Annotated in this window: 26 protein-coding genes; 12 read left to right on the top strand and 14 right to left on the bottom strand. The window is 72.4% G+C overall.

Annotated elements, in window-relative coordinates; genetic code table 11:
• Nucleotides 1–129 precede the first annotated feature (129 nt).
• Together STRNI_RS34510 and STRNI_RS34505 are read left to right on the top strand one after the other, a co-directional pair.
• Nucleotides 130–417: a hypothetical protein gene (locus tag STRNI_RS34510; RefSeq protein WP_018090832.1), complete on the top strand. Its 288-nt coding sequence runs from the start codon at nucleotides 130–132 to the stop codon at nucleotides 415–417.
• A gap of 176 nt (nucleotides 418–593) precedes the next feature.
• Nucleotides 594–1100, top strand: coding sequence for an ATP-binding protein (locus tag STRNI_RS34505; protein ID WP_051104172.1), 507 nt, complete (start codon nucleotides 594–596; stop codon nucleotides 1098–1100).
• Nucleotides 1101–1227: 127 nt separating this feature from the next.
• Here the strand turns inward: STRNI_RS34505 and STRNI_RS34500 are convergent, their stop codons facing one another.
• Nucleotides 1228–1533 carry an SHOCT domain-containing protein gene (locus tag STRNI_RS34500; protein WP_127155009.1) on the bottom strand — a complete coding sequence of 102 codons (306 nt, stop codon included), beginning with the start codon at nucleotides 1531–1533 and terminating at the stop codon, nucleotides 1228–1230.
• A gap of 342 nt (nucleotides 1534–1875) precedes the next feature.
• Here STRNI_RS34500 and STRNI_RS34495 point away from each other — a divergent pair, with 342 nt between their 5' ends.
• The 4 genes from STRNI_RS34495 to STRNI_RS34480 are packed head-to-tail and all read left to right on the top strand — an operon-like array spanning nucleotide 1876 to nucleotide 4490.
• Nucleotides 1876–2466: a TetR/AcrR family transcriptional regulator gene (locus STRNI_RS34495; RefSeq protein WP_266449103.1), complete on the top strand. Its 591-nt coding sequence runs from the start codon at nucleotides 1876–1878 to the stop codon at nucleotides 2464–2466.
• A 32-nt stretch (nucleotides 2467–2498) separates the two neighbouring features.
• Nucleotides 2499–2897, top strand: coding sequence for a (R)-mandelonitrile lyase (locus STRNI_RS34490; protein WP_159489606.1), 399 nt, complete (start codon nucleotides 2499–2501; stop codon nucleotides 2895–2897).
• Nucleotides 2898–2949: 52 nt separating this feature from the next.
• Nucleotides 2950–3534 (top strand): DUF4865 family protein, encoded by a 585-nt coding sequence (locus STRNI_RS34485; RefSeq protein WP_159489608.1) that lies wholly within the window; start codon nucleotides 2950–2952, stop codon nucleotides 3532–3534.
• Nucleotides 3531–4490: a phosphotriesterase family protein gene (locus tag STRNI_RS34480; RefSeq protein WP_159489610.1), complete on the top strand. Its 960-nt coding sequence runs from the start codon at nucleotides 3531–3533 to the stop codon at nucleotides 4488–4490. Before STRNI_RS34485 ends, STRNI_RS34480 begins: the two co-directional genes overlap by 4 nt.
• 144 nt (nucleotides 4491–4634) lie before the next feature.
• Here STRNI_RS34480 and STRNI_RS34475 read toward each other — a convergent pair whose 3' ends face one another.
• Together STRNI_RS34475 and STRNI_RS34470 are read right to left on the bottom strand one after the other, a co-directional pair.
• Nucleotides 4635–5018, bottom strand: coding sequence for a PPOX class F420-dependent oxidoreductase (locus STRNI_RS34475; protein WP_262041625.1), 384 nt, complete (start codon nucleotides 5016–5018; stop codon nucleotides 4635–4637).
• Between the two features lie 161 nt (nucleotides 5019–5179).
• On the bottom strand, nucleotides 5180–6400 hold the full coding sequence (locus tag STRNI_RS34470) for an ROK family protein (RefSeq protein ID WP_277412606.1): 1221 nt from the start codon (nucleotides 6398–6400) through the stop codon (nucleotides 5180–5182).
• Nucleotides 6401–6417: 17 nt separating this feature from the next.
• On the opposite strand from STRNI_RS34470, the gene STRNI_RS34465 reads away from it, so the two are divergent.
• Together STRNI_RS34465 and STRNI_RS34460 are read left to right on the top strand one after the other, a co-directional pair.
• On the top strand, nucleotides 6418–7641 hold the full coding sequence (locus STRNI_RS34465) for an MFS transporter (RefSeq protein WP_159489612.1): 1224 nt from the start codon (nucleotides 6418–6420) through the stop codon (nucleotides 7639–7641).
• A gap of 111 nt (nucleotides 7642–7752) precedes the next feature.
• Nucleotides 7753–8514 (top strand): maleylpyruvate isomerase family mycothiol-dependent enzyme, encoded by a 762-nt coding sequence (locus STRNI_RS34460; RefSeq protein WP_274734227.1) that lies wholly within the window; start codon nucleotides 7753–7755, stop codon nucleotides 8512–8514.
• Nucleotides 8515–8640: 126 nt separating this feature from the next.
• Here the strand turns inward: STRNI_RS34460 and STRNI_RS34455 are convergent, their stop codons facing one another.
• From STRNI_RS34455 to STRNI_RS34445, 3 genes are all read right to left on the bottom strand, one after another.
• On the bottom strand, nucleotides 8641–9306 hold the full coding sequence (locus STRNI_RS34455) for a response regulator transcription factor (protein ID WP_127149816.1): 666 nt from the start codon (nucleotides 9304–9306) through the stop codon (nucleotides 8641–8643).
• Nucleotides 9303–10631 carry a sensor histidine kinase gene (locus STRNI_RS34450; protein ID WP_277412605.1) on the bottom strand — a complete coding sequence of 443 codons (1329 nt, stop codon included), beginning with the start codon at nucleotides 10629–10631 and terminating at the stop codon, nucleotides 9303–9305. Before STRNI_RS34450 ends, STRNI_RS34455 begins: the two co-directional genes overlap by 4 nt.
• A gap of 280 nt (nucleotides 10632–10911) precedes the next feature.
• Nucleotides 10912–12117, bottom strand: coding sequence for a geranylgeranyl reductase family protein (locus STRNI_RS34445; RefSeq protein ID WP_093638934.1), 1206 nt, complete (start codon nucleotides 12115–12117; stop codon nucleotides 10912–10914).
• A gap of 178 nt (nucleotides 12118–12295) precedes the next feature.
• Here STRNI_RS34445 and STRNI_RS34440 point away from each other — a divergent pair, with 178 nt between their 5' ends.
• Nucleotides 12296–13648: a dipeptidase gene (locus STRNI_RS34440; protein WP_277412604.1), complete on the top strand. Its 1353-nt coding sequence runs from the start codon at nucleotides 12296–12298 to the stop codon at nucleotides 13646–13648.
• A gap of 495 nt (nucleotides 13649–14143) precedes the next feature.
• On the opposite strand, the gene STRNI_RS34435 is transcribed toward STRNI_RS34440, so the two are convergent.
• The 4 genes from STRNI_RS34435 to STRNI_RS34420 form a co-directional block, all read right to left on the bottom strand.
• Entirely contained in the window at nucleotides 14144–15178 is a 1035-nt protein-coding gene (locus STRNI_RS34435) for an NUDIX hydrolase (protein ID WP_109888356.1), read from the bottom strand.
• 349 nt (nucleotides 15179–15527) lie between these two features.
• Nucleotides 15528–16445 carry a carbohydrate ABC transporter permease gene (locus tag STRNI_RS34430; RefSeq protein ID WP_277412603.1) on the bottom strand — a complete coding sequence of 306 codons (918 nt, stop codon included), beginning with the start codon at nucleotides 16443–16445 and terminating at the stop codon, nucleotides 15528–15530.
• Nucleotides 16442–17353 (bottom strand): carbohydrate ABC transporter permease, encoded by a 912-nt coding sequence (locus STRNI_RS34425; RefSeq protein ID WP_159489624.1) that lies wholly within the window; start codon nucleotides 17351–17353, stop codon nucleotides 16442–16444. Before STRNI_RS34425 ends, STRNI_RS34430 begins: the two co-directional genes overlap by 4 nt.
• A gap of 44 nt (nucleotides 17354–17397) precedes the next feature.
• Nucleotides 17398–18654 carry an ABC transporter substrate-binding protein gene (locus STRNI_RS34420; RefSeq protein ID WP_018093700.1) on the bottom strand — a complete coding sequence of 419 codons (1257 nt, stop codon included), beginning with the start codon at nucleotides 18652–18654 and terminating at the stop codon, nucleotides 17398–17400.
• Nucleotides 18655–18922: 268 nt separating this feature from the next.
• Between STRNI_RS34420 and STRNI_RS34415 the strand changes: the two genes are divergently transcribed.
• Nucleotides 18923–20998 (top strand): NPCBM/NEW2 domain-containing protein, encoded by a 2076-nt coding sequence (locus STRNI_RS34415; RefSeq protein ID WP_277412602.1) that lies wholly within the window; start codon nucleotides 18923–18925, stop codon nucleotides 20996–20998.
• 102 nt (nucleotides 20999–21100) lie between these two features.
• Here STRNI_RS34415 and STRNI_RS34410 read toward each other — a convergent pair whose 3' ends face one another.
• Both STRNI_RS34410 and STRNI_RS34405 read right to left on the bottom strand, forming a co-directional pair.
• Nucleotides 21101–23260, bottom strand: a complete 2160-nt coding sequence (locus STRNI_RS34410; RefSeq protein ID WP_277413356.1) for a serine/threonine-protein kinase — start codon at nucleotides 23258–23260, stop codon at nucleotides 21101–21103.
• A 218-nt stretch (nucleotides 23261–23478) separates the two neighbouring features.
• A complete protein-coding gene (locus tag STRNI_RS34405; protein ID WP_018093697.1) occupies nucleotides 23479–24432 on the bottom strand; it encodes an ROK family protein in 954 nt (317 codons plus the stop codon).
• A gap of 142 nt (nucleotides 24433–24574) precedes the next feature.
• On the opposite strand from STRNI_RS34405, the gene STRNI_RS34400 reads away from it, so the two are divergent.
• Complete coding sequence (locus tag STRNI_RS34400; protein ID WP_159489628.1) at nucleotides 24575–25615, top strand: LacI family DNA-binding transcriptional regulator; 1041 nt, start codon at nucleotides 24575–24577, stop codon at nucleotides 25613–25615.
• 25 nt (nucleotides 25616–25640) lie between these two features.
• On the opposite strand, the gene STRNI_RS34395 is transcribed toward STRNI_RS34400, so the two are convergent.
• Nucleotides 25641–25847 (bottom strand): hypothetical protein, encoded by a 207-nt coding sequence (locus STRNI_RS34395; RefSeq protein WP_277412601.1) that lies wholly within the window; start codon nucleotides 25845–25847, stop codon nucleotides 25641–25643.
• Entirely contained in the window at nucleotides 25844–26161 is a 318-nt protein-coding gene (locus STRNI_RS34390) for a hypothetical protein (RefSeq protein ID WP_277412600.1), read from the bottom strand. The genes STRNI_RS34395 and STRNI_RS34390 overlap by 4 nt, the downstream gene beginning before the upstream one ends.
• A 72-nt stretch (nucleotides 26162–26233) precedes the next feature.
• Here STRNI_RS34390 and STRNI_RS34385 point away from each other — a divergent pair, with 72 nt between their 5' ends.
• Nucleotides 26234–26860: a TetR/AcrR family transcriptional regulator gene (locus STRNI_RS34385; RefSeq protein ID WP_266449129.1), complete on the top strand. Its 627-nt coding sequence runs from the start codon at nucleotides 26234–26236 to the stop codon at nucleotides 26858–26860.
• Nucleotides 26861–26969 lie beyond the last annotated feature (109 nt).

Here is a 26969-nt window from a genome sequence, read left to right as displayed (position 1 = left end):
AGGAGGCCGTGGGGCAGGGCCGTTGTGCGCACTGCGCACCGGGGCCACTGGTGCGCCGGGCGCGGTAGCGGCAGACTTCCCCCAAGGGGCGGTGGAGGGCAGCTGCCCGTCTACCGAGGAGGTGCCGGCATGGCGGAGCCTGAGTTCAACGCGACCGGCGTACGGATCGAGCGGTGGCTGCGGTCCCTGACCCGCGCCGGTCAGGTCGTCATCAGCGACGGCAGACTGGCGCTGCTGACCAGCTACGGCACGGAGATCGACAGTGCCCCGCTGCAGGCCGTACAGGCCCATAAGCCGCTGTTCGCGGCACGGGACCGGGCGCTCGCCACGCTCAACGGCCACCGCTACTCGCTCACGCTCGGCGCCCCGGAGCTCTTCTTCAAGGCCCTGGAGGCGGCGCGCCCGCCCCACCCCTGACGGCCTTGCTCCGGCCGTGGAGGTGCAGTTGCGGGAGCGCTCCGGCTGCCTGACCCTGGACTCGTATCACTGAGGGTTCACCAGCGGTGACGCTGTGGCGCAGTCGGCATCGCTGGATCCGATCTTCGCCCCTGCCCGGTACGAGGGGCGCCCGGCCTCATCAGGGAGTCGCGGTCGTGATCAGGCAGCCCAGCAGGCACTGCACGGTGGAGCTCCAAGCCGTTCCGGCTCGCATCGGACATGTGCGCAGAATCGTCTCCGCCCAGCTGCGGTACTGGCGTCTCGATGCCCTGATAGACCCGGCGGCGCTCGGGGTGACCGAACTCCTCGCCAATGTGCACCGGCACGCCCGTCCCAGCAAACAGTGCACCGTGGAACTGTGCGTTCTTCTTGATCAGTTGACGGTCTCGGTGCACGACGAGGACCCCCGGCTGCCCCGGATCCGGGTCGCCGAGAGCTGGGAGACCTGCGGTCGCGGTCTGGCGCTGATCGCGGCGCTCAGCGAGAGCTGGGGGGTGCGCCCGGACGGCAGCGGCAAGGTCGTGTGGTTCACCCTTCCGGCCCTGATCACGGCGCCCGAAGAGGTCCGTGCGGTCCGCGGGTGCGGGGAGCCCCTGCCACAGGAGGACGCCCGTACGGCGGCCGGCTCACACATCCGGATACGGGGCACCAAAGTCGGCTGACGGGCCGCCCCCGCTTGCCCACCGGGCCGTGCCGCCGCGGCGGGCGTCCAGCGTATTCCCCTGCCGCGCCTGCCGGTTGACCTCCGGCGGCCGGCCCGGACGGCGCGGCGGTCCGGGCCGGCGGCGGTCATGCCGCGCCCCCCTTGGGGCCTGCGGCGAAGTGTTCCTCCAGGACGGAGAGCCGGCGCCAGTACTCCTCCTCGTCGATCTCACCCGAGGCGAAGCGCCGCCCGAGCACGGCGAGCGGCGAGGGCGTCTCGGCGCGGGCGGGGTACTGCGGGCCGCGGAACTGCCGGCCGGGCCCGCCATGGCGCCATACGGCGCGGCGCAGCAGTGTCACCACGCCGAAGATGACCAGCGCCCAGAGGACGGGGACGAACAGGATCCAGGGGCCGGGGCCGCCGCCGGACCAGGGGTCGGCGAGCTCGAACATCGCAATCAGCTCCTCGGTGGGCAGATGCCTCCCGGGCCTTCCGGTCCCGGGCGGACCGGGGACTTCCGGTCTTCTTCGAGACTCGCCTCCAGGGGCCCGCCGGTCGTCGTACGGCCAGCGGCTCCTTCCGTACGACCCGGGAAGTACGCGGGCCACCGGCGGCTGCTCCCGGCCGCCCGGACGCACGACTGCCCGGACGCACGGCCGTGGACGCACGACCGTGGACGCACGACCGCCCGGACACGCGGGGTTCCGCCCACCGCCCACCCACCGCCCACCCGCCGCCCACCCACCGCCCACCCGCTCTTGATCACTGTAACTACTAGTATGTACAGTGCCGTCATGAGCACCCAGGAACCGCCCGGCACACAGGAACGGCTCGTCCGGAGCACCCAGGAGCTGCTGTGGGAGCGGGGCTATGTCGGCACCAGTCCCAAGGCGATCCTGGAGCGCGCGGGCGTCGGCCAGGGCAGCATGTACCACCACTTCTCGGGCAAGTCCGCTCTCGCCCTGGCGGCGATCCGGCGCACCGCGGAGGAGCTGAAGCAGGCCTCCGAGGAGTGCCTGGACGCCCCCGGCACGGCGTATGACCGCGTCGCGGCGTATCTGCTGCGCGAGCGGCAGGTGCTGCGCGGATGCCCGGTCGGCCGGATGACGCAGGACCGCGATGTGGTGCAGAGCGCCGAGCTGCGCCGCCCGCTGGACGAGATGTTCGACTGGCTGCGGGAGCGGATCACCGAGGTCCTCACCGAGGGACAGCGGCGTGGCGAGCTCGCCGCCGCGCTCGATCCGGCGGCGACGGCCGCGACCGTGGCGGCCGTCGTCCAGGGCGGCTATGTGCTGGCCCGCGCCGCCGATGACACCGCGCCGTTCGACGCGGCCGTACAGGGCGTGCTGGCCCTGCTCGCCGCACAGGTTCCCGCCGTCGGCTGAACACCCCATCCACCACCAGGAGTTACCGTCCCATGGAGATCACCCGACAGCGCCCCGCCAGCAGGCCGGGCCCCGCCGCGCACTTCACCGGCAGTGTCTGGCTGGACGAGATCGCGGCGCCGCCCGCGCCGTCCCGGCTCCGGATGTTCAGCGTCCACTTCGCGCCCGGCGCCCACACCGCCTGGCACACCCACCCGCACGGCCAGGTCCTCCACATCACCGAGGGCGCCGGTCTGGTGCAGCGCGCGGGCGGCCCCGTCGAGCCGGTGCGCGCCGGCGACACCGTCTGGATCGCACCGGGCGAACGGCACTGGCACGGCGCGGCACCGGACACCTTCATGACCCACCTGGCGACGGTCGAGGCGGCCGACGACGGCACCGCCGCGGAGTGGGCCGAACTGGTCGACGCCCAGGAGTACCCGGGCGGGTGACCACCCACCGCAGAGCCACCTCCCTCCGCCCCGCCCCCGTATGGAGCCCGTCATGCACGCCATGCAGTACGCCCTCACCCTGCCCGCCGACTACGACATGCGGATCATCCGGCACCGCGTGGAGTCCAAGGGCCACCTCCTGGACGACTTCCCCGGGCTCGGCCTGAAGGCGTACGGCATCCGCGAGCGCGGCGTCGACGGTTCGCCGGTCAACCAGTACGCGCCGTTCTACCTCTGGGCCGACCCGGAGGCCATGAACCGCTTCCTCCTCGGCGACGGATTCCGCGGCGTGGTCCGTGACTTCGGCCGGCCGACCGTCCAGCACTGGCAGGGGCTGTTCCACCGTCCGGGCCCCGCCTCGGATGCCGCGCCCCGCGCTTTCACCCGCCGGACCGAAACGCTCGCCGAGCGCGCCGACCTCGCCACCGTCGTTGCGGACGCGGTCGCCGGACACGAGGAGTTGGCCGCCACGGACGGGGTGCACACCACCGCGCTGGCCTTCGACCCCCGGCACTGGGAACTGGTGCACTTCACCCTCTGGACGGACGGCGCCCCGCAGTCCGCGGGCGACCGCTTCCAGGTGCTGCATCTGTCCGCCCCGGGCACCGGCCGGCTGGGCGCGGGACAGCAGTGGTGAACCGGGCTCCCGCGGGTAGGCCCGCCGCCCCCGCCGTCCGTACGGTCCTCGGCGACATCGCGCCCGCCGCTCTCGGCGTCTGCGACGCACATGACCATCTCTTCCTGCGCAGTCCCCAACTCCCGGGGCAGGAACTGGACGACGCCGAGGCGGCGGCCGCCGAGCTGAGCGCCTTCCGCGCGGCCGGCGGTGCGACGGTGATCCAGTGGACGCCGTACGGGATGGGCCGTCGCGCCGCCGAACTGCCGCGGCTGGCAAGGGAGTCAGGGGTGCGGATCGTCGCCGCCACCGGGCTGCACCAGGCGGCGCACTACTCCCCCGAGCTGCTGGCGCGGGTCCGCCCGGATCTGGCCGGGCTGTTCGTCGCCGAGCTGACCGAAGGGATCGGCGGCACCGGCCCGCGGGCCGGAATGATCAAGGTCGCCGGCGGCTTCCACGGGCTGGACCGGCACGCCCGGCACACCATGGCGGCCGCCGCCGAGGCCCAGCGGGCGACCGGCGCCGCCATCGGCGTCCACCTGGAGCTGGGCACGGGGGCGCTGGACGTACTCGACCTGCTCTGCGGCACGTTGGCGGTCCCGCCCGACCGGGTCATCCTCGGCCATCTCAATCGCTCGCCGGACCTCGTCGTACACCGGACGGCCGCCGAGGCCGGGGCGTATCTGGCGTTCGACGGCCCCTCGCGGGCCCATCACGCAACCGACTGGCGGCTGCCCGAGGCGCTGGCCGCGCTCGCCGAGGCGGGCTTCGGTGACCGGATCCTGCTGGGCGGCGACACCACCACGGCCGGTGCCCGATCGGTCAACGGCGGCCCCGGTATGCCCTATCTGCTGCGCCGCCACCGGGAACGGCTCGAAATCGCCCTGGGCGCGGACCTGGTGGCGCAGTTCCTGACGGCCAACCCGGCACGCGCCTTCGCCGCGGACTGGGCGCGGGCGCCCGGCGGAAGCCGCTGACCGGGAGCCGGGGTGCGGTCCGGACGGCCGGGCGTGCTTTCCGGACGGCCAGGTGTCCGGTCCGGGCGGCCGGGCGTGCGGTCCGGGCGGCCGGGCGTGCGGTCCGGGCGGCCGGGCGTGCGGTCCGGGCAGCCCACCCGGCGCCTACAGGGTGACCGAGATCCCCACATGCGGCCGCTTGCCGCCGCGCACCAGCGCGCCGACGCCGTCCATCAGCCGGAACCGTAGCCCGTATTTGCGCGCCATCGCCTTGCGCACCCGGCCCAGCCCCGCGGCGCCCTCCAGGAGCCGGCCGGTGCCCTCGACGGTCTGCGCGCCCTCGGCGATCCGGCCGCGGACATCGCACGGGGTGACGGTCACCCGGGTGTCCTTGCGCAGCCGCTTCACCTTCCAGCTGTCGTCCCGCGTCCACACCAGGAGCTCCGCCCCCTCGGCCACCGCCCATACGGGGGTGGCCACCGGGGTCCCGTTCTTGCGGTAGGTGACCAGGCTGACGTACGGGCTGCGCGCGACCGCTTCGGGAATCATGAGCGCAGCCTAGGGCTTCCCGCGGACCCGGTCTCCGCCGTGTTCCGGTGCGCCCCGGCCCTCCCCCGCCGCCCGGGCGTATGCGGCGGCGAGCCCGACACGGAAGCTCCTGCACCAGGTCCACGGCGGCGACGGCGGCGGCCACGTATCGTGCCCGCCCGTTACCGGTCGAGGACGACCAGCGGATCGTCCAGAACCGGCTGCCAGGCCAGCTCGGCCGCGCCGACCAGGCTGTTGTGGTCGAGGCTGCAGGGCAGGATCGGCACCCCGCCGCCACGGGCCCACAGGCTGCGGTCGGCGACGACGGCGCGCAGCCGTTCCGGATCGGCCTCCAGCAGGGCGCGATGCAGTCCGCCGAGGACGATGCGGTCGGGGTTGAGGATGTTGACGAGTCCGGCGATGCCGAGCCCGAGGCGGTCGATGAGGAGATCGGCCGCGGCGCGGACGCCCGGATCGGCGTACTCGTCCCGCAGCAGGTCGGCGGCCTGCTGGAGCAGGGAGACCTCGGGGCCCGGTTCGCGGCCCGCCGCGCCGAGGAAGGCGAGCGGGTCCGCCTCGACGTCCAGGCAGCCGCGGCTGCCGCAGTGGCACGGCGCCCCCTCGGGGTTGACCGTCAGATGGCCGACCTCCAGCGCCAGGCCCGAACTGCCGCTGTGCAGACGGCCGTCGAGCACCAGCGCCCCGCCGACTCCCCGGTGGCCGGAGGCCACACAGAGCAGATCGCGGGCTCCCCGGCCGGCCCCGTGCCGGTGTTCGGCGAGCGCCATGAGGTTGACGTCGTTGCCGCTGAAGCCGATCTGTTCGGTGACTCCGGGGATGCCGGCCTCGGCGAGCGAGCGCAGGAAGAGGGCGCGTACGGGCGCGCCCGAAGGCCAGGCAAGGTGCAGCGGGTTGAGGGCCTCGCCGTCCGGTTCGGCGACCGCGGAGGGCACCGCGAGGCCGGCGCCGAGGCAGCGCCGTCCGGTCTCGCGCAGCAGGTCGGAGCCGGCCGCGACGACATCGGCGAGCACATGCACCGGATCGGCGGGGATGGTGCCGCAGCCGGCCGAGGTGGCCACGATGCGGCCCCCGAGCCCGACCAGCGCGACCCGGAACCCGTCCGCGTGGATCTGCGCGGCGAGCACGACCGGTCCGCGCTCGGCGACGAACAGCCGGTGGGAGGGGCGCCCTTGGGAGCCGGCCGAGGCGGTCGGCCGGGAATCGACGGTGATCAGTCCGAGCGCTTCGAGCTCGGCGGCCACCGCTCCCGCGGTCGCGCGGGTCACGCCGAGTTCGGAGGTCAGAACGGCGCGGGTGGGCGCGCGGCCGGTGTGTACGAGCTCCAGTGCGGGTCCGAGGGCGCCGCGGCCCCGCTCCAGCTTGGTTGTCCGAGTCTGGGTCACACCCCTATTCTGGCTTTGTGCCGACGCTAAACAAAATACGGAGGGCCCTCACGAAGGAGCACGGCTCCCTACCCGCCGAGCCGCGCCTGGCCCGTACCCGTATCGCGCTCACCGCATTCTTCGCCATGGACGGCTTCCTCTTCGCCGGATGGGTCGTCCGTATCCCCGCGATCAAGGCGCAGACCGGCGCCGGAGCGGGCACCCTCGGGCTCGCGCTGCTCGGCGTGTCGGCCGGTGCGGTCGCCTTCATGATGATCGCCGGACGGCTGTGCCGGCGGTTCGGCAGCCCCGCCGTGACGGCCGCCGCCGCGGCCGCCCTCTCGCTGAGCATCGTGCTGCCGCCCCTCACCCGCTCCGCGACCGCACTGGGGCTGGTCCTGCTGGTCTTCGGCGCCGCGTACGGCGCGCTCAACGTCGCGATGAACAGCGCCGCGGTCGCTCTCATCGACGCCCTGCGGCGCCCCGTGATGCCGGGCTTCCACGCCGCCTTCAGCCTGGGCGGCATGCTCGGTGCGGGCCTCGGCGGACTGCTCGCGGGCAGTCTGTCCGCCACCGTCCATCTGCTGCTGCTCGCCGCGGTCGGGCTGCTGGTGACGGTGGTTGCGGGGCGCGCACTGTGCGGACACCCGGTTCCGGAGGTCCCCGAGCGGCTGCCCGCCGCGGAGGGTCCCGGGAGTGTCCGTGCGGGCCGGGCGCGCCGGCTGGTGCTCGTCTTCGGGCTGATCGCCCTGTGCACCGCGTACGGCGAGGGGGCGATGGCCGACTGGGGCGCGCTGCACCTCTCCCAGGACCTGGGCGCCGGGCCCGGTACGGCCGCCGCCGGATATGCGGTGTTCGCTCTGGCGATGACCGTGGGGCGGCTGTCCGGAACGGCGGCCGTGCAGCGCTTCGGGGCGGCCCGGGCACTGATCGCGGGCGGCACGACGGCGACCGCGGGCATGCTGCTCGGGGCGCTCGCCCCCACGGCCTGGGCGGCCTGCGCCGGCTTCGCCGTCGCGGGCCTGGGGCTCGCCAACATCTTCCCCATCGCCCTCGCACGGGCCGGCGAGACCGGCGGCCCGGACGGGGTCGCCGTGGCCTCCACCGTCGGTTACGGCGGCATGCTGCTCGGCCCGCCCGCCATCGGCTTCCTCGCCGAGGCGGTCGGTCTGCCCGCCGCACTGACCACGGTCGCCCTGCTGGCGGCGCTAGCGGCGGGCATCGCCTACGCCACCCGCGGGGCACACACCGGGCGGCCCTGAGGCACCCGCGTACCCACGGCCACCGGCCGCTGCACACAGCCTCCGCCCGCTGCGGTCGCCGTCCGGACCCGCGGAGGTCCGTTGTCAGTGCCTGCTGGCACACTCGTGCGCATGGAGATCACTGAGTTCGTCGAAACGCTGCGACTGGACGGGGGCCTGCTCGCCGACGCCGCACAGGAGGCGGGGCCGGATGCCCGGATTCCGGCCTGTCCCGAGTGGCAGATGCGGGATCTGGTCACCCATGTCGGACAGGTGCACCGCTGGGCGACGGGGTTCGTGACGCAGGGCCTGCAGCAGCCCAGCCGTCCTCCCGAGACCCCGGATCTGGCCGACGACGAACTCGTGCCCTGGCTGCGCGAAGGCCACCACCACCTCGTCCTGGCGCTGCACTCCGCGCCGCAGGACCTGGCCGCCTGGACATTCCTGCCCGCCCCGTCCCCGCTGGCCTTCTGGGCCCGCCGGCAGGCGCACGAGACCTCGGTGCACCGCGCGGACGCCCAGCAGGCGGTCGGTGCCTCCCTCACACCCCTCCCGTCCGCCTTCGCCGCCGACGGGATCGACGAACTCCTGACGGGCTTTCACGCCCGCGACCGCAGCCGGATCCGTACGGACGTCCCCCGGACGCTGCGGCTGCGCGCGGCGAACTCGCCCGGCGCCGACTGGACCGTGCACCTCTCCGACGCCCCGCCGCACACGGTGCGCACCGCCCCGGACGCCGACGGCCCGGACGCCGGAAAGCCGGCCGACTGCACGATCGAGGGCCCGGCCGAGGAGCTGTACCTCGCGCTGTGGAACCGCCTGCCGTGGGACGCGTTGACCATCACCGGCGATGAGTCGCTGCCCCGGCTGTGGCAGGAGCGGGGCGGCGTCTGAGCTCGTGGGGGGGGCGCCGCGGTCCGGTGGGCAGCCGTCGGCCGGACCACGCCCGTGCCGGCCCGCGCGCTGCGGATCGCCACCACGCGGCACTTCCCCCGCGTACGCCCGGCCCCTGGCCCGGATTCACCCCAGCCAGCCGGGCCGCACCAGTCCCGACTCATAGGCCAGCACGACGAGTTGGGCGCGGTCGCGGGCGCCCAGTTTGACCATCGTGCGGCTGACATGCGTCTTGGCGGTGAGCGGGCTGACGACCAGCCGGCGGGCGATCTCCTCGTTGGAGAGGCCGATGCCGACCAGCGCCATCACCTCGCGTTCCCGCTCGGTCAGTGCGGACAGCGCATCGGCCGCGGCCGGTTCCTTGGAGCGGGCCGCGAACTCGGCGATGAGGCGGCGGGTGACCCCGGGCGAGAGCAGGGCGTCACCGGCGACGACCGCACGCACGGCCCGCAGCAGCTCCTCCGGTTCGGTGTCCTTGACCAGAAAACCGGAGGCTCCGGAGCGGATCGCCTCGAAGACGTACTCATCCAGCTCGAAGGTGGTCAGCATGACGACCTTCACGTCCGGCAGCCGCGGGTCCTCGGTGATCCGGCGGGTGGCCACCAGACCGTCCACCACCGGCATCCGGATGTCCATCAGGACGATGTCCGGGCGGTGTGCCAGGACCGCGGCCAGCGCCTGCTGCCCGTCCGCGGCCTCGGCGACCACCTCGATATCGGGCTGGGCGTCCAGCAGCACCTTGAAACCGGCCCGCACCAGCAGCTGATCGTCGGCGAGCAGTACCCGGATCACGGCTCCTCCTCGGTGGGGGTGGGGGGCGGGGTCGGGGACGGGGACGGGGACGGGGACGGGGTCACCGTATCCGCACCCGGGTCCCGGTCCATTGCCCTCGTCCCGGTCAGCGGGATGCGCGCCCGGACCCGGAAGCCGCCGTCCGGGCGCGGGCCCGCCTCGACGGTGCCGCCCAGTGCGGCGGCCCGCTCCCGCATCCCGATCAGTCCGTTGCCGCCGCCCTGCTCACCCGTGCCGGCGGTCGCCGGGCCGTCATCGTCGACCCGGATCTCCAGCGCTCCGGGGGTGTGGCGGAGCAGCACCCGGGCGGTACGTGAACCGGAGTGGCGGACGATGTTGGTGAGCGCCTCCTGGACGATGCGGAAGGCGGCGAGGTCGGTGCCGGGCGGCAGCGTGGCCGGGGTGCCCTCGGTGGTGAGGTCGACAGCGAGCCCGGCGCTCCGGGCCTGCTCGGTGAGTTCGGGCAGCCGGTCCAGTCCGGGGGCCGGGGAACGCGGGGCGTCGCCCGGTGTGCGCAGGGTGTCGAGGACCTGACGGACCTCGCCGAGCGCTTCCTTGCTCGCGTCCTTGATGGTGGTCAGCGCGGACCGCGCCTGCTCCGGGTCGCTGTCGAGCAACGCCAGTCCCACGCCCGCCTGGACGTTGATGACGGAAATGCTGTGCGCCAGGACGTCGTGCAGCTCGCGGGCGATCCGCAGCCGCTCCTCGTCCGCCCTGCGGCGTTCCGCGGCGGCCCGCTCGGCCTGTGCCTTCGCCAGCTGCTCCCGGCGCACCCGTACCAGCTCGGAGAGGGCCACCACAGCCACCACCCAGGCGATGACGAGCAGTTCCTGCCCCCAGGGGGCGGGCCCGTCGTGCGGGGGCGGCAGCCACCGGTAGAGCCAATGGGCGACCACCACATGGGAGACCCACACCCCGCCCAGCGCCCACCAGGCGACCTTGCGGTGTCCCGCGACGACCGCCGCGAACGCGCCGAGGGCGAGGACGAGGAAGACCGGTCCGTACGGATAGCCGGCCGCGAGGTAGGCGGCACCGGCGGTGGCGGTGCCGATGGCGACGGTGCGCGGGAAGCGGTGCCGGAAGAGCAGCAGGGCCCCGCCGAGGACCAGCAGCGCGCGGCCGAGGGAGTCCAGCGGGACGCGGCCCGGCTGGTCGTGGCCGGCGAAACCGGAGCCGACCAGCACCACGAGCGTCACGACGAGGGTCGACAGCCAGGGCAGCCGGGTGCCGGTCCGGCCACGCGGTTCCCCGGGCGGAGCCGCCAGCCACCGCTCCCACACCGGGCCGACGCAGCGCCGCGCCCACGGCGGCCGTGCATTCTCCATGCCGTCACGCTAGACCGCGGCGGGGCCCGGCGGCGTCAGCCCGGCGCGGTGATCAGACGTACTCCTGTGGGAGTACGGCGCGGCACACGTCCCCACCAGGGGCGGCCGCCGCCCCGGCCGGTACCCGCCCCGGGACGAGCCGCGGACGAGCCGCCGGGCCTGTCGCCAGGCGCCCCGACCGCCACCCGCCCGGACGAGCCGCGGACGAGCCGCCGGGGCCTGTCACCAGGACCTGCCGCCAGGGCCTGTCACCAAACGCCCCGGGCGGCGCCGTCCCGCCTCAGCCGCGGTCCATCGCCTCCAGCGCCCGGCGCGCCATCGAGTGCGTGCGCACGATCTCGGCCAGCGTCGTCGTCCCGCGGGTGATCTTCGCAAAGGCCTGCCAGGCCGGGCGGAAGCCCGTGACCGCGGCATGCAGCAGACCGGGGCGGCGCGAGAAGACCTTGAGCATCTGCCGCCCCACGCCCATCTCCACACCCAGGCCCGCCTTGATGGCGAAGGCGTAATTCAGCGCCTGGCGACGGGCGTCCACCGCGTCATGCGCCTCGGAGACGCGCACCGCCCACTCCCCCGCGAGCCGCCCGGACCGCAGCGCGAAGGAGATGCCCTCCCGCGTCCACGGCTCCAGCAGCCCTGCCGCGTCCCCGCACACCAGCACCCGGCCGCGGGACAGCGGGGAATCGTCGGCGCGGCAGCGCGTGAGATGCCCGGACGAGATGCTCGGCTCGAAGCCGGCGAGGCCCAGCCGTCCGATGAAGTCCTCCAGATAGCGCTTGGTCGCCGCGCCCTCGCCGCGCGCGGAGATGACACCGACGGTGAGGGTGTCGCCCTTGGGGAAGACCCAGCCGTAGCTGCCGGGGATCGGCCCCCAGTCGATGAGCACCCGGCCCGCCCAGTCCTCGGCGACCGGCTCCGGCACCGGGATCTCCGCCTCCAGCCCCAGGTCGACCTGGTCGAGCTTGACCCCGACATGGGCTCCTATGCGGCCCGCGCTGCCGTCCGCGCCGATCACGGCACGGGCCAGCACCACCTCTCCGTCGCCGAGCACCACCGCGACGGTCCGCCGGTCCGGCACCTCGGCGCCGTGCTGCTCCACCCGGGAGACCGTGACGCCCGTACGGACCGTCGCGCCCGCGTCCTTGGCGGACTCGACCAGCCGGGCGTCGAACTCGGGGCGGTTGATCAGCCCGAACAGCATGTTCTTGGAACGGCGGGTGCGGGTCAGCCGGCCGTTCAGCGAGAACGTCACCGCATGCACCCGGTCGCGCAGCGGCAGGTCGAAACCCGGCGGGAGGGAGTCCCGGGAGGGTCCGATGATGCCGCCGCCGCAGGTCTTGTAGCGCGGGAGTTCCGCCTTCTCCAGGAGCAGCACCCGGCGTCCCGTACAGGCCGCGGCATGCGCGGCCGAGGCTCCCGCCGGCCCCGCGCCCACCACCACGACGTCCCACACCTGCTGGTTGTCCTCCGCTGCCCGCTCGCTGCTCACCTGTGCTTCTGCTCCCGTTCGATGCCTGGCTGCGTGTACCGCCCGCATCCTACGGGCCGCTGTTGCTCAAGGGGCCTGTGGGAAGATCGGGGGCACTGATGCCCGTACGTCCGGCCCGCCCGGCTCACGAGGCCGGACCGCCCGTACGACACAACGTCGCGCCCACAAGGAGCGTTCCATGTCTGACAGCCCGCTCGCCCGCACCATCGCCGCGCTGCAGCCCCGTGCCAGGAACGAGCTGGCCGAGCTGGTGGCCTTCAAGTCGGTCGCGGATCCTGCCCAGTTCCCCAAGAGCGAGTGCGAGGCGGCCGCCAACTGGATCGTCGATGCGCTGCGGGCGGACGGTTTCCAGGACGTGGCGCTGCTGGACACCCCGGACGGCACCCAGTCCGTGTACGGCTTCCTCCCCGGCCCGGCCGGCGCTCCCACGGTCCTGCTGTACGCCCACTACGACGTGCAGCCGCCCCTGGACGAGGCCGCCTGGGTCTCCCCTCCCTTCGAGCTGACCGAGCGCGACGGCCGCTGGTACGGCCGCGGCGCCGCGGACTGCAAGGGCGGCCTGATCATGCATCTGACGGCGCTGCGCGCGCTCAAGGAGCACGGCGGCATCCCGGTCAACGTCAAGGTGATCGTGGAGGGTTCGGAGGAGCAGGGCACCGGCGGTCTGGAACGCTACGCCGAGGCACACCCGGAACTGCTCGCCGCCGATGCCATCGTCATCGGTGACACCGGCAACTTCCGGGTCGGGCTGCCGACGGTGACCGCGACGCTGCGCGGGATGACGCTGCTCCGCGTCCAGGTCGACACCCTGGAGGGCAATCTGCACTCCGGCCAGTTCGGCGGCGCGGCCCCCGACGCGCTGGCGGCACTGATCCGCATCCTGGACTCGCTGCGCGCCGACGACGGCTCGACGACGGTGAACGGGCTGACCGCGGACGCCACTTGGGAGGGCCTGCAGTATCCGGAGGAGGACTTCCGCAAGGACGCCAAGGTCCTCGACGGGGTCGGTCTGCTCGGCAACGGCTCGATCGCGGACCGCATTTGGGCCCGCCCGGCCGTCACGGTGCTCGGCATCGACTGCCCGCCCGTGGTCGGCGCCACCCCGTCCGTACAGGCGGGCGCCCGGGCGCTGGTGAGCCTGCGAGTGCCGCCGGGCACGGACGCGGCCGAAGCCACCAAGCTGCTGGCGGCACACCTGGAGAGCGCCGCTCCGTGGGGCGCTCGGGTCGCGGTCGAACAGGTCGGCCAGGGCCAGGCGTTCCGGGCGGACACCACCAGCCCGGCGTACACGTCGATGGCGGCGGCCCTGCGGGAGGCGTACGACGGCGAGGAGATGCAGACCTCCGGCATGGGCGGCTCGATCCCGCTGTGCAACACGCTCGCCGGCCTCTACCCCGACGCGGAGATCCTCCTCATCGGCCTGAGCGAGCCGGAGGCCCAGATCCACGCGGTCAACGAAAGCGTGTCGCCGCAGGAACTGGAACGGCTTTCGCTGGCGGAGGCGATTTTCCTGCGGAGCTATGCCGTTTAATTCCCACGTTTTTGTCTGACCCGCCGTGTTGGTTTCTCGCCGTTGCGCCTGCGGCGGGCTGGGTGGTTTGTGGGTGCGGTGACGGACCTCCGGGGCCTGGTGTGTGGACTGCTTCGCTTTACGTCCACACACCAGGCCCCTCCGGCCCGTCCCCTCCCGTGGGAGGAGTGAGTGCAGGTGGGTGGGGGCGGGCGTCCGTAGGACGTGTCACTCCTGCTTCGCGAGGAGCAGGGGACCACCGGCGTGCACCCCCACCAGCCATTTTTCCGACCCACCAACGGGAGGGGACGGGCCGGAGGGGGAGGGGTGTGGGACGTAAAGCGAAGCAGTCCCACACCCCTCCCCCGGAGGCCCGTCACCGCACCCCAACAGCCCCGCGCAGCGGACCCGCCCGCCGCCAGGCGCCACGGCGAGAAAGCCGAAGACGCGGGCCGAAGGCAAAGCGCAGCGCACGGCGAGCAACGCCCACGGCGGAAAAGCCGAAAACGTGGGGAACTACCCGAGAGGGACACCCGCCTCCAGGTGGAGCGGACAACCCCGCTCGCGGGCCCGTAGGGCCCAGCGTAGGCGGTTCCAGCGGACCGGCGGGAGCATTTTCTCCGCCTCGGCCTCGGTGACGAAGCGCCAGTCGCGCAGTTCCGCGCCGGGCAGCAGCAGCTTGCTGATCCGGTCGCCGGTCAGCGTGCCGCCGTCGTAGAGCAGCCGGAGGCCGCCGAAGCCGGGCGGCTTGGGGGCTTCCCAGTCCAGCACCAACAGCCGTAGCGCACGCGGCAGTTCGATGCCCAGTTCCTCGGCGACCTCCCGTACGCCGGCCTGTGCGGGGGCCTCACCGCGTTCCACTACGCCGCCGGGGAATTCCCAGCCGGCCTTGTAGGTCGGGTCGACGAGCAGCACCCGGTCCTGGTCGTCGAAGAGCAGGACACCGGCGGCGAGCGTCTCGGCGGTCGGCTCGGGTGTCTGCACGATGTCGCAGGCACCGGCGCCGGTGCGTACGGCCTCGGCGACCTGCTCGGCGGCCTGCCGGGGGGTCAGCCGGGTGGTGTCGACGACGTGCGCGTCGCCGCGCAGCCACGGCAGGGCGTCGGCGTACGGCGTGAGGTGTTCCAGGCTCCAGCGGCGGATCGATGCGTGGGTTTCGGCGTCGCCGGAGGTCTCCTCGCGGTGTGCTATCCGCTCCCGCAGGATCGTTTCCTCGGTGTGCAGCAGGACATGCCGTACGGGTATCCGGCGGGCGGCGAGGGCGCCGAAGATCTCGTCGCGGTACTCCTGGCGCAGCAGCGTCATCGGGGTCACCAGCGGACCGGGCACTTCGGTGAGCAGGGCCGCGGCGGTGTCCACGACCATGCGCCGCCAGGCCGGCAGGTCCTGATAGTCGTCGATCTCCTCGAACCGCTTGGCCGGCAGCATCAACCGCAGTCCGCTGCCGAGGAGTTCGGGGTCGTAGAGCGTGCTTCCGGGAAGCAGGTCGAGCAATTCATGAGCCGTAGTGGTCTTGCCCGCACCGAACGTGCCGTTCAGCCAGACGATCACGGTTTCCCCTCTTCCCTAGACCCCAGGTGAGTTGCCCGCAACACCCTGCCACGGAAACGCTCGGGAACCAGGGGCCGCGCGCACGACGGGAACGTTGCACATTCGACCATCGGCCCGGCCAGGGGGACTTCGCTCACCCATGGACGCGCCGATCGAGAAATGCCGCGCACGGCGGATGCCGGTCACCGTATCCGCCGCCGCGAAGCCCCCGGCAAACAAGCGCTCCCCCGCCCCTCCTGTACCGAAACCCTCACCCGATACCGGGTTTCCGGACGGCCGTCGGCCCACGGGGCGGCGCATATGACGGCGGCCCATCGTGGGCCCGGCGGCCGGTTCCGTACGGTCCCGCCTACCCCTTGCTCGCGCCGAGGGTCAGACCGGCGATGAAATGGCGCTGGAGGAGCAGGAAGACCAGGACCGTGGGCAGCGCGACGAGGACGGATCCCGCGGCGAGAAGGTTGTAATCCGTGAAGAATTGACCGCGCAGATTGTTGAGGGCCGAGGTGACCGGGAGTTTGTCGCCGTCGGAGAGGAAGACCAGGCCCCAGAGGAAATCGTTGTACATCCAGGTGAATTGCAGAGTGCCCAGGGCGGCGAGCGCGGGACGGCACAGGGGCAGGGTGACCCGCCAGTACTGCACCCAGACACCCGCTCCGTCGACGATCGCGGCCTCCAGGATTTCCCGTGGCAGGGTGCGCATGAAATTGGCCAGAACGAAGACACAGAAGCCGAGCTGGAAAGCGGTCTGTACGGCGATGACGGCCCAGAGGGAGTCGTACATCGTCAGCGAGTCGGACATCCAGTACGGCAGCGGAACCCTGTTGAACAGGACATAGAGCGGGGTGACGATCACCTGTTGGGGCAGCAGGTTCCCGGCGGTGAAGACCATCAGCAGGACGAGTCCGCCGCGGATCCGCAGCCGGGACACCGCGAAGGCCACGAACGAGGCCAGGAAAAGGGTGAGCAGCACACCGGGGACGGCGATGAGCAGTGAGTTCAGAAAGTACTTGCTCATTCCGGAGTCGACGAAGGCCTGGCGGTAGTAGTCGAAGGAGAGCCGGCGCGGGAAGGAGAAATAGCCGTATTTCGCGGTCTCTTCGTAGGGGCGCAGCGAGGCGTAGACGGCCAGCAGCAGCGGGGCGAGGAAGGCGAGCGAAACGGCGCCCAGGAAGAGGTGGATACCGAACCGGCCGCGGCGGCGCGTCGGCTGCGGGGCAGCGGGTCCCGGTCGTAGGGCGGGCGGTGCGGTGGTGGCGGAAGCGGTCATCGCTGCTGCTCCCCTCGGAGTTCCTGGACGAGATAGGTCACGATGAATCCCAGGGAGACCAGCAGCAGGACGACGGCGAGGGCCGAGCCGAATCCGATCCGGCTCGCCTCGCCGATGATGTTGTCGGTGACCAGCACGGACAGCAGCTCCAGGCCGTTGCGGCCCTTGTTGACGGCGTAGACGATGTCGAAGGCGCGCAGCGATTCGATGACGGTGATGACGCCGACGATGACATTCACCGGACGCAGGGTGGGAAGGACGACCCGGAAGAACGTCTGGCGTGCACTGGCGCCGTCGAGAGCGGCGGCTTCTTTGAGGCCGGGGTCGACGGATTTCAGTCCGGCGAGATAGAGGATCATGACATAGCCGGTGTGCCGCCAGCAGGCGGCCAGCAGCACCATCCAGATATTGAGTTGGGGATTTCCCAGCCAGTCGGTGGGATTCCGGCCGCCGATGACCGCATTCAGTGCGCCCTGGTCCCGGGAGAGGATCAGCTGGGCGATGAAGCCGACGACGGCGAGCGAGAGCACGACCGGCATATAGAGCGTCGACTGGTAGAAGCGGCTGAAGCGGACGCCGCGGTCGATGAGGACGGCGAGCAGCAGGCCGAAGGGGGCGGCGAGCAGCCCGAGGAAGGCCAGCCACAGCAGGTTGTGGCGGACCGCCGGCCAGAACTGCGGGTAGGTGGTGAAGAGGTTGTCGTAATTCTTGAGGCCTGCCCACTGGATATCGCCGATGCCGTCCCAGGTGGTGAAGGACAGTCCGACGGAGGCCAGCGTCGGGCCCCAGATCAGGGCGAGGTCGAGCAGGATGGGTATGCCCAGCAGCACGCCGAGGACGATGAGGTCACGGCGGGTGTGGCGCCGCGGGCCCGGTCGTCCGGCGCGCCGTGCGCGGGTGTTCGGCACGGCGGTTCGCTCCCCGTCTTTCCCGGCGACTGTTCGGCGGCGCCTCACGTGGCGGAAAAAATCTGCTTCTTCTGGCGTTCGATGTCGTTCACCAGTCCGTCGATGTCATCCGGTCTGTTGAGGAACTGCTGGATCGCCTGGATCAGCACGGTCGAGGCGAAATCGGGCCGGGTGTCACGGTCCAGGAACTGCGATATCTGCTTCGCGCCCGAGACGAGCTGGACGGCCTTCTTCTGCAGCGGGGTGTAGGCGGCGGTGTCCGCGCCGCTGTTGACCGCGATGTTGTTGGGGTCGGACTTGAGATAGACGTCCTCCGCCTGGGGGGTGGCGAGGTACGTCAGAAGGTCCTTCGCCCCCTCCCTGTCCTTGGCCTTCTTCGACATCAGGAATCCGTCGATCGGTGCCTCGACCGCGTCCTGGCCGTGCGCCGGGTCGATCTCAGGGAAGGGGAAGAAGTCCAGGTCCTCCCGGTCGGCGGCGCTGAACTGCTGCCCGGGGTGCGGCAGTCCGAGCACGGTCATACCGGCCTTCTTCTGCGCGAGGGTCTGTGCGGCCTCCTGCCAGGTACGGCCGTTGGCGCCCTTCTGGTGGTAGGGCAACAGCCCGCGCCACAGGTCGAAAACCTGCTTCACCTGCGGACTGTTCCAGGATTTCTGGCCCCGCAGCAGCGCGATGTGGAAGTCGTAGCCGTTGGCGCGCATATTGAGGTAATCGAAAGTGCCCATCGCCGGCCAGCCGTCCTTGTCGCCGAAGGCGAACGGCACCAGGCCGTCCTTCTGCATCTGCTTGGCGAGCGCCCGGTACTGGTCAAAGGTCTTGGGGACGTCATATCCCTTGTCCCGGAACACGCTCTTCCGGTGGAAGACGGCCCACGGATAGTAGTAGTACGGCACCAGATACTGCTTGCCGTCCAGGCCCGTCGACTGCTTCTTCAGCGCATCGGTGAATCCGTCGAAGTCCCGCCACAGGTCGCTGATGTCGGAGAGCAGTCCCTTCTGCGCGAAGTACTGCATACGGTTGCCGGCGAACCACATGAAGACATCGTCCGGGGTGCCCTGGAGATAGCGGTTGATGTTCTCCTGGAAGTTCTCGTGGTTGACGGTATTGACCCGCACCGTCTTCTTGGACTTCTTCTCGTACGCCTTGAAGGCCTCGGCGAAGGCCTTCTTCGGCACGGCGTCCGAGGCATTGGAGCCCATCGTGACGCCGCTGGGACCGCCACTGCAGGCGGCGAGCAGGGACGGGAGGGCCACGGCGCCCGCGCCGACCGCCGCGCCCCTCAGCAGTGTCCGGCGGGACATCCGATGTCCTGCCGCTCCCTCATGTGCACCCGAGCCGCTGAACGTTGACTGGACCATGTCCCCCTCCTCAGGGGTGGAACCAAACAGAACCGAACGCGAGTGGTGGGATCTCACTCCGAACGGCAGGTCTAGTCAAGGGTTTTGGCAGGCGGAGCAGGAACCGATACCGCTCCTCTTCCAACAGACTTCAACAAGGTCTACCGTAAACACTCGCACGCGACCGGTACCCGACCCCACACACCTCTCGCGAAGACGGAGGACGCGAACCATGCGCGTTCATATCCGCACCACCCGCCACCGGCGAGGACACCGAAGAATCGTCGGAGCGCTGTCCGCCGCGCTGCTGTGTACGGCAGGCGTGACCGCCCTGCCCGCCGCGGCCCGGACACCCGACGCCCCGGACCCCGGCACCGCCCGCACCGCCCGTACCACCGGCACCGATCCGGCGCCCCGGCTGCCCGACGGGCTCGCGAAGACGCCCCCGATGGGCTTCAACAACTGGAACTCCACCCACTGCCGGGCGGAGTTCAACGAGGAGATGGTCAAGGGCATCGCCGACCTCTTCGTCACCAAGGGCCTCAAGGACGCCGGCTATCAGTACGTCAATCTCGACGACTGCTGGGCGCTGCCCACCCGCGACGGGAACGGCAAGCTCGTACCGGATCCACAGCGCTTCCCGCACGGCATCAAGGCGGTGGCCGACTACGTCCACTCCAAGGGCCTGAAATTCGGCATCTACACGAGCGCCGGGATCAAGACCTGCAACCCGGCCGGGTTCCCCGGCGGCCTGGGCCATGAGAAGTCCGACGCCCAGCAGTTCGCCGACTGGGGTGTGGACTACCTCAAGTACGACAACTGCAACAACATGGGCGTGGACGCCAAGCAGCGGTACCGCACCATGCGGGACGCGCTCAGGGCCACCGGGCGGCCCATCGTCTACAGCATCTGCGAATGGGGCGAGAACAAGCCCTGGGAGTGGGCGTCGGACGTAGGGCATCTGTGGCGCACCACCGGCGACATCAGTGACTCGTGGTCGAGCATGCTGGAGATCGCCAAGCAGAATCTGCCGCTCGCACCGCACGCCGGGCCCGGGCGCTGGAACGACCCGGACATGCTGGAGGTCGGCAACGGCGGGATGACGGACACCGAGTACCGCAGCCACTTCTCCCTGTGGTCGATGATGGCCGCCCCGCTGCTGATCGGCTCCGATCTGCGCAAGGCGACCCCGGAGACGTTCGAGATCCTGGGCAACAAGGACCTCATCGCCATCGACCAGGACCCGCTGGGCAAGCAGGCCACGGTGCTGAAGTCCGAGGACGGCCGCTGGACGGTGGTCAGGCAACTGGCCAACGGCGACCGTGCGGTGGCGCTGTTCAACGAGACCGGCAGGCCGCAGCGGATCGCCACCACCGCCAAGGACCTCGGCCTGCCGCAGGCCGACGGCTACCGGCTGCGCGACCTGTGGCAGGACCGGGACACCCACACCACGGGCACCGTCTCCGCGACCGTCCCGGCGCACGGCACCACCGTCTACCGTGTCTCCGCCGACCCTCGCTGGGCCACCTACCCGCCGGCCGTCGAGAGCGGCACCGACCGTACGCCGCTGGTCGAGGCCGGCGCTCCCGCCGGACTCCGCTCCACCGTCCGTAACCTGGGCGGCACGCCCGCCAAGAACCTCACGGTGACGCTCAAGGCCCCGCACGGCTGGCGGGTCAAGGCCACCTCACCCGCGTCGGCCCGCGCCCTGCCCGGCGGCCGGACGCTCCGCACCAACTGGCGGATCACCGCGCCGGCCGGCACCACGCCCGGCGCCTACGCCCTGCCGCTCACCGCCGACTACCGCGCACCGGGCGGCGAGCGGATCACCACAACACTGCCGGGCACGGCCCATGTCGTGGTGCCCCCGCCGTCCGGGACCGCGGACGCCGCCGCACTGCCCTGGCTCACCGCCACCAATGGCTGGGGCCCGGTGGAGAAGAACAGCAGCGTCGGGGAAGAAGGTGCCGGGGACGGCAGGCCGCTCGGCATCGGCGGCACCGGCTTCGCCAAGGGCCTGGGGGTACATGCCGCCAGCGAGGTGAGCTTCTACACGGGCGGGCGGTGCTCCGAGTTCCGCGCCCGGACCGGCGTCGACGACGAGGTCGGTGACCGGGGCTCGGTGGGCTTCGAGGTGTGGGCCGACGGCAAGCGGGTCGCCCGGATCGCCGCGACCGGCGCGGATCCCGCCGGAACCATCAGCGCCCCGGTCGCCGGTGCGCAGACCGTCCGGCTGGTCGTGACCGACGGCGGGGACGGGATCGACTACGACCACGCCGACTGGGCGGACGCCACGTTCAGCTGCTGAGGCGGCATTGAGCTACTGAGGCGGCAGTCAGCTGCTGAGGCGGCAGTCGCTGCCGGGCGGGCCGGTTCGGTCCGCCCGGCAGCCGAAGCGTGTACCGGGCTTTCAGCAGGTGGGCAGCCCGGGGACCGGCTGGTCGTTCGCCCCGCCCTTGAGGTAGACGACGCTGATGTAGACACCGGAATTGCCGCTGTCGTCATCGGTCTTGGCCCACCAGACGTTCGTCCACTTCCCGTACGTCTCCCGGCGCCCCAGCTTCGACTGGCAGTAGAAGTAGTTGGTGCCCATGTTGAGGGTGCCGACCTGCTGGAAGGACGCGGTGTACGAGTTTGCGCTGCGCCATACGTCGCAGTTGGCCTTGCCGCCGCCGATCGACTCGCACGACGGCCCTTGCGTCGGCTCACCGCCGCCGCTGCCGCTGTCCCCGCCGGATCCCCCGGACGCACCACCCTGGCCACCGTCCGAGCCGCCGCCACCGTCGGTGCCGCCCTGGGTTCCCCCTGAGTCACCGCCCTGACCGCCCGGACTCCCGCCCGCACCACCGGGCTTGGGGTCCTCGGTCCCGTCCCCCTCCGAGGGCCGGTCCGACGCGGACGGCGACGCACTCTTCCCGCCACCCTTGCCCTTGTCGCTGCCTTTGGCGTTGCCCTTGTCGCCTTCCTCGCCGCCGGCTTTGCCCTCGGCCGCGCCCCGGCTGTCCGGCCCGCCCGGCGTCCCGGCCGGCGGGGCCGACTGCCGCCCGCGGTCCGCGACCGTCTCACTCGCCCCGCCGCCGACCAGCGCATACGTCAGACCACCCCCTGCCGCGAGCACGGCGAGCACCGCCGCCACGGCCGGGAGCACCCGACGCCGTCCCCGGGCGGGCACCCGTTCGGTGTCCCGTTCGGGGGCGTGTCCGGTGTCGCGTCCGGGGTCCCGCTCGGCGGAGCTCGCCGGGTACGGCCCGGAGGCGCCCGGTGGGGGCGTGGGATGCCCGGCGGGGGCGGAGGGCGGCGTCGGTGCCGGGGCGGGTGCCGGTACAGGTGCAGGTGCAGGTGGCGACAGTGGCGTGGGCTGGGTCGCCGGGGCGCCCTGAGCCCCCGGTCCGGAAGGCCAACCGGCCGTCGGTGCACCCGCGTTGACCGGCCCGGTGGGTCCGGTGGGGCTGGGACCGGTGGGGCCAGCCCCACCAGCGCCGGAACCCGTGGCGCCTGGACCGGCAGCCCCCGCAGGCTCGGCAGCCGCACCGCCCGGCCCGCCCACCCCCACCGTCGGCCCGTGCTCCCCCGGCGCAGCCGGCGGGGCGGCCGCCCGGACATCGGTCACCGTGGGCGAATGCGACGCTCCGGGCGTCGGCAGCGGTGTGGGCTCGCGGCCCTCGGCCACCGCCGCCAGCAGGCTCCGGGCCTGGGCGGCGGAGGGCCGGTCGGCCGGGTTCTTGGCCATCAGGGCATGGAGTACGGGGGTGAGCGGCCCGGCCCGCCGGGGCTCGGGGAGAGCCTCGGTGACGATCGCGGTGAGGGTCGACCACACCGACGTACGGCGGAACGGGGCGCCGCCGCCCTCGACCGCCGCATACAGCGTCATACCGAGCGACCAGATGTCCGAGGCCGGGGTGGGGTCCTGGCCCTGCGCCCGCTCGGGCGGCAAGTAGTCGAGCGAGCCGACCAGTTCGCCGCTGCGGGTGAGGTGCGTGGTCGCGCCGTCGCCCGGGGCCTCGATGCTGGCGATGCCGAAATCGGTGAGCACCACCCGGCCTCCCCCGGCGCCTGAACGGTCGGGGCGGTGCCCCCACCTGTCCAGCAGCACATTGCCGGGCTTCACATCGCGGTGCAGTACGCCTGCTTGGTGGGCGGCGTCCAGGGCGTCCATCACCTCGGCGCCGATCCGGGCGATCTCCCGCGGATCGAGGGGGCCTTGCTGTTCCAGCGCATCGTCCAGCGAGGGACCGTCCACCAGCTCCATGACGATGACGGGCCGGCCGTCCTCGTCGATGACGTCATGGACGGTGATCACACCGGAGTGCCGGATACGGGCTGCGGCCCGCGCCTCGCGCTGCATCCGGGTGCGCAGATCGGCCAGCTCAGGAGCCGAGGCGTCGGTGTAGGCACGGAGGACCTTGACCGCGACCTCGCGCCCCAGCACCTCGTCGACCGCGCGGCAGACCACGCCCATGCCACCGCGTCCGATCCGGTCGGTCACGCGGTAACGGCCGCCCAGCAGCCGCCCGGTCAGATCCGCGTCCTTGCCGCGCCGCGGCCCGCTCGCGGCGGCGGCTCCGGGCACGCCGTGGCCCGCCCCGCCGTCGGCACTCCGCGCCGGCTCGCCGGGGCCGCTCACACCGCTCGCCTCAGGCTCCCCGTCCGCTCCGCCCTGCGCGCGTTCCCCCGCTGTCACCGTCGCCGATCCCCTCGCTGCCCGTACCCCTGCCGACCACCGCGCGCGTCACGGCGGACGTCGCGATGGGCACCACACTAAGGGGCGCACGGGGGCACGTGGTGGGTTCAGGGAGCGGGGACAAAGGCATCGAGACGGGACTGTTGTGCGGCGGCCGCGGCGCCCACCACCCCGGCGTCCGTGCCCATTTGGGCGGGTACGACCGTCAGGCGCGACACGAACGACAGCGTCGCGTAGTCCCGCAGCGCCGCACGCAAGGGACGGAAGAGGACCTCCCCCGCACCCGCGACTCCCCCGCCGATGACGGCGATATCGATCTCGACGAGCGTGGCGGTGGCGGCGATTCCGGCAGCCAGCGCCCGTGCCGCTCGCTCGAAGGAGCGCAGGGCGACCGGGTCACCGGCATGCGCGGCGGCGGCGACGGCGGCCGCGCTGGTGTCCCCGTCGGGGCCCGGCTGCCAGCCGTTGGCCAGCGCCCGGCGGGCGATGTTGGGGCCGCTGGCGATCCGCTCGACACAGCCGCGGGACCCGCAGGGGCAGGGGTCACCCTCGACATCGACGCTGATGTGACCGATGTGCCCGGCGTTTCCCGTGGGTCCCGGGTGCAGCCGCCCGTTGAGGACGAGCCCGCCGCCGACTCCGGTGGACACCACCATGCACAGCGCGTTGGCGTGGCCTCGTGCGGCGCCCTGCCAGTGCTCGGCCGCGGTCATCGCGACACCGTCGCCGACCAGCACGACGGGGCGCTCCCCGACGAGTGCCCGCACTCCGGCGACGAGCGGGAAGTCGCGCCAGCCGGGGATGTTGACCGGGCTGACGGTGCCGGTGGCGGCGTCCACCGGGCCCGCGCTGCCGATTCCGACGGCCGCCACCCGCGCCCAGTCCGGCCCCGCCGCCAGCTCGCCGACCACCTCGGCCACCGCGCGCATCACCGTCGCCCCGTCCTTGTCGGCGGGGGTGGGCCGGGCGGCCCGTACGACCAGCCTGCCGTGAGTGTCCACCAGAGCGCCGGCGATCTTGGTGCCGCCAATGTCCAAGGCTGCGCTGAGGTCCGTCTGCATCGGTGTGGAATCTCCTGGTGGGCCCGGGGGCCGAGCGTACCGGCCCGGCGTGAGAACGCCAGTCTCCCTTTGATTGACAACGTTGTCTAGAGGCTATGCTCGACGCCACACGCCGACGCCGACAGAATCAGGACCGCACACCGTGACCGACACCGCGCGGGGCACGTCCCGCCGCTATGGCACCCGGCCCACGATGAAGGATGTCGCGGCGCGCGCCGGGGTCGGCCTCAAGACGGTCTCCCGTGTGGTCAACGGCGAACCGGGGGTCACCCCGGACACCGAACGACGCGTCCAGGAGGCCATCACGGCCCTGGGATTCCGCCGAAACGACTCCGCCCGGATCCTGCGCAAGGGACGCACGGCCAGCATCGGTCTGGTGCTGGAGGATCTCGCCGACCCCTTCTACGGCCCGCTCAACCGCGCCGTCGAGGAAGTCGCCCGCAGCCACGGCGCACTGCTGATCAACGGCTCCAGCGCCGAGGACCCGGCGCGGGAACAGGAGTTGGTGCTGGCCCTGTGCGCCCGGCGGGTGGACGGCCTGGTCATCATCCCGGCCGCGGACGACCACCGGTATCTGGAACCGGAGATCGCGGCCGGGATAGCCACGGTCTTCGTCGACCGCCCGGCCGGACGTATCGACGCCGATGTCGTCCTCTCCGACAGCTTCGGCGGCGCACAGGACGCGGTGGCCCATCTCATCGCGCACGGCCACCGCCGGATCGGCTTCATCGGCGACCAGCCCAGGATCCACACCGCCCATGAGCGGCTGCGCGGCTACCGTACGGCAATGGCCGCCGCCGGCCTGCCCGTTGACGAGTCCTGGGTCTCCCTCGGCCCGACCGCTCCGGAGCGGGTGCGGTCCGCCGCCACCGCCATGCTGGAGGGCCCGCACCCGGTGACCGCGCTCTTCGCGGGCAACAACCGCGTCACGGTCACGGCGGTCCGAGTGCTCGCCGAACGCCCGCGCCCGGTCGCCCTCGTCGGCTTCGACGACTTCGAACTCGCCGATCTGGTCGACCCCGCCATCACCGTCGTCGCCCAGGACGCCGCACGACTGGGCCGTACGGCGGCGAATCTACTCTTCCGCCGGCTCGACGGCGCCGATGACGCGCCCCGCCGGATGGAGATCCCCACCCGGCTGATCCCCCGCGGCTCGGGCGAGATCCCCCCTTCGGAGAGCTGAACTCCCCGCCGCCGCGGGCCCGGTGTCACCCGTCGTCGCGCCGCGGAGGTCCGCCGCGGCCGGCCTTCTTCCAGATGAGCGCCATCCCGAGCCCGAGCACGATCAGTGCGACGAGCACGAGGGCGACCTTGATCGCCCGGTCGACCAGAAGGTGGTGGAGGAGGCCGGCGCCGTCGCCCCGGGCGAGGGCCTGAGCTATGCCGCCACCCGTCAGCGGCACACCACCGGTCATCGCCCCGCACCCCGCTCCCGCTGCCCGCGCCCGTCGTCGTCCAGGTGACGGGCCGCGGCCCGGATCGCCGCTCCGGCCACCGCTCCGACACTCCGGGACCCACCTCTGGACCCGCCGCGGCCCCGCGCGGCACCGCGGCCGTCCAGCCAGCGGCTCGCGGCACGCGCGGCAGGTGCCGCATACCGCCGCGCCTCGCCGAGTTTCCCCCTGCGCCGGAGCACCAGCGCCACCGCGAAGACCAGCAGGGCCAGCGCCACCAGACCGCCCACGAGCAGGCCGAATCTGAGGAGAAGAAGGTTCAGGACCCGTTCCATGGTCGCCCCTCTCATTTTTGTATCACAGGCGTGATAGAAAACAATTTATCACAGCCGTGATAGAAAGGGCCCATGCCCAAACAGGTGGACCGGGAAGCCCGCCGCCGCGAGGTCGTCGACGCCCTCTTCCGCGTCGCCGTACGCGACGGCCTCCAGCGCGCGTCACTGCGCGCCGTCGCCGACGAGGCGCGGCTCAACATCGGTTCGGTCCGGCACTACTTCGCCGGCCAGGAAGAGCTGATGCGCTTTGCGATGCGGTCGATGCTCGACCGGGTCGGCGACCGGCTGCAGCGCCGGATCGACGAACTGGGTGATCTGGACGGGCTCCCCGGACCCCGGATCCGAGGGTTCGCGGTGGAGCTGCTCTCCGAGCTGCTGCCCCTGGACGACAGCCGGCGCGCCGAGGTCACCGTCCTCGTCGACTTCTCCACGGCCGCCCGGACCGATCCCACCCTCGACGGCCTCGCCCACGAGACCGCCGTCGCCACCCGGGCCCTGGTGCGGCGCATCCTCACCCGCCTCGGCTCGGCGGGCGGGCTGCGGCCGGGGCTGTGCGTCGAGACCGAGACCGAGCGGCTGACGTCCCTCCTGGACGGCCTCGCCTTCACCGCCGTACTGCGGCCCGAAGTGCTGGACGCACCGACGTGCGCCACGGTCCTGCGCGCCCACCTCGACGACCTCGGACCGGCGGGCGGCTGACGCACGAGGCCCCCGCCGGATCGGCGGGGGCCTCGTCGGGCACTCGGGCCCGTAAGCGGCTACGGCAGTCAACTCACCGCATCATGCGAGGAGTTGTGCCGGTTTCGGC

The sequence above is a fragment of the Streptomyces nigrescens genome (assembly GCF_027626975.1).
Lineage (GTDB): Bacteria > Actinomycetota > Actinomycetes > Streptomycetales > Streptomycetaceae > Streptomyces > Streptomyces nigrescens.
The sequence above is the reverse complement of the archived record's forward strand: the minus strand, read 5'-3'. Positions and strand labels throughout refer to the sequence as shown.

What these genes read in the sequence shown, in the direction of transcription:
- STRNI_RS34510 (WP_018090832.1), top strand. Translation starts at nt 130, where the DNA reads ATGGCGGAGCCTGAGTTCAACGCGACCGGCGTACGGATCGAGCGGTGG.
- STRNI_RS34500 (WP_127155009.1), bottom strand. Translation starts at nt 1,533, where the DNA reads ATGTTCGAGCTCGCCGACCCCTGGTCCGGCGGCGGCCCCGGCCCCTGG.
- STRNI_RS34495 (WP_266449103.1), top strand. Translation starts at nt 1,876, where the DNA reads ATGAGCACCCAGGAACCGCCCGGCACACAGGAACGGCTCGTCCGGAGC.
- STRNI_RS34490 (WP_159489606.1), top strand. Translation starts at nt 2,499, where the DNA reads ATGGAGATCACCCGACAGCGCCCCGCCAGCAGGCCGGGCCCCGCCGCG.
- STRNI_RS34485 (WP_159489608.1), top strand. Translation starts at nt 2,950, where the DNA reads ATGCACGCCATGCAGTACGCCCTCACCCTGCCCGCCGACTACGACATG.
- STRNI_RS34475 (WP_262041625.1), bottom strand. Translation starts at nt 5,018, where the DNA reads ATGATTCCCGAAGCGGTCGCGCGCAGCCCGTACGTCAGCCTGGTCACC.
- STRNI_RS34460 (WP_274734227.1), top strand. Translation starts at nt 7,753, where the DNA reads ATGGAGATCACTGAGTTCGTCGAAACGCTGCGACTGGACGGGGGCCTG.
- STRNI_RS34450 (WP_277412605.1), bottom strand. Translation starts at nt 10,631, where the DNA reads ATGGAGAATGCACGGCCGCCGTGGGCGCGGCGCTGCGTCGGCCCGGTG.
- STRNI_RS34440 (WP_277412604.1), top strand. Translation starts at nt 12,296, where the DNA reads ATGTCTGACAGCCCGCTCGCCCGCACCATCGCCGCGCTGCAGCCCCGT.
- STRNI_RS34430 (WP_277412603.1), bottom strand. Translation starts at nt 16,445, where the DNA reads ATGACCGCTTCCGCCACCACCGCACCGCCCGCCCTACGACCGGGACCC.
- STRNI_RS34420 (WP_018093700.1), bottom strand. Translation starts at nt 18,654, where the DNA reads ATGTCCCGCCGGACACTGCTGAGGGGCGCGGCGGTCGGCGCGGGCGCC.
- STRNI_RS34415 (WP_277412602.1), top strand. Translation starts at nt 18,923, where the DNA reads ATGCGCGTTCATATCCGCACCACCCGCCACCGGCGAGGACACCGAAGA.
- STRNI_RS34405 (WP_018093697.1), bottom strand. Translation starts at nt 24,432, where the DNA reads ATGCAGACGGACCTCAGCGCAGCCTTGGACATTGGCGGCACCAAGATC.
- STRNI_RS34395 (WP_277412601.1), bottom strand. Translation starts at nt 25,847, where the DNA reads ATGACCGGTGGTGTGCCGCTGACGGGTGGCGGCATAGCTCAGGCCCTC.
- STRNI_RS34390 (WP_277412600.1), bottom strand. Translation starts at nt 26,161, where the DNA reads ATGGAACGGGTCCTGAACCTTCTTCTCCTCAGATTCGGCCTGCTCGTG.
- STRNI_RS34385 (WP_266449129.1), top strand. Translation starts at nt 26,234, where the DNA reads ATGCCCAAACAGGTGGACCGGGAAGCCCGCCGCCGCGAGGTCGTCGAC.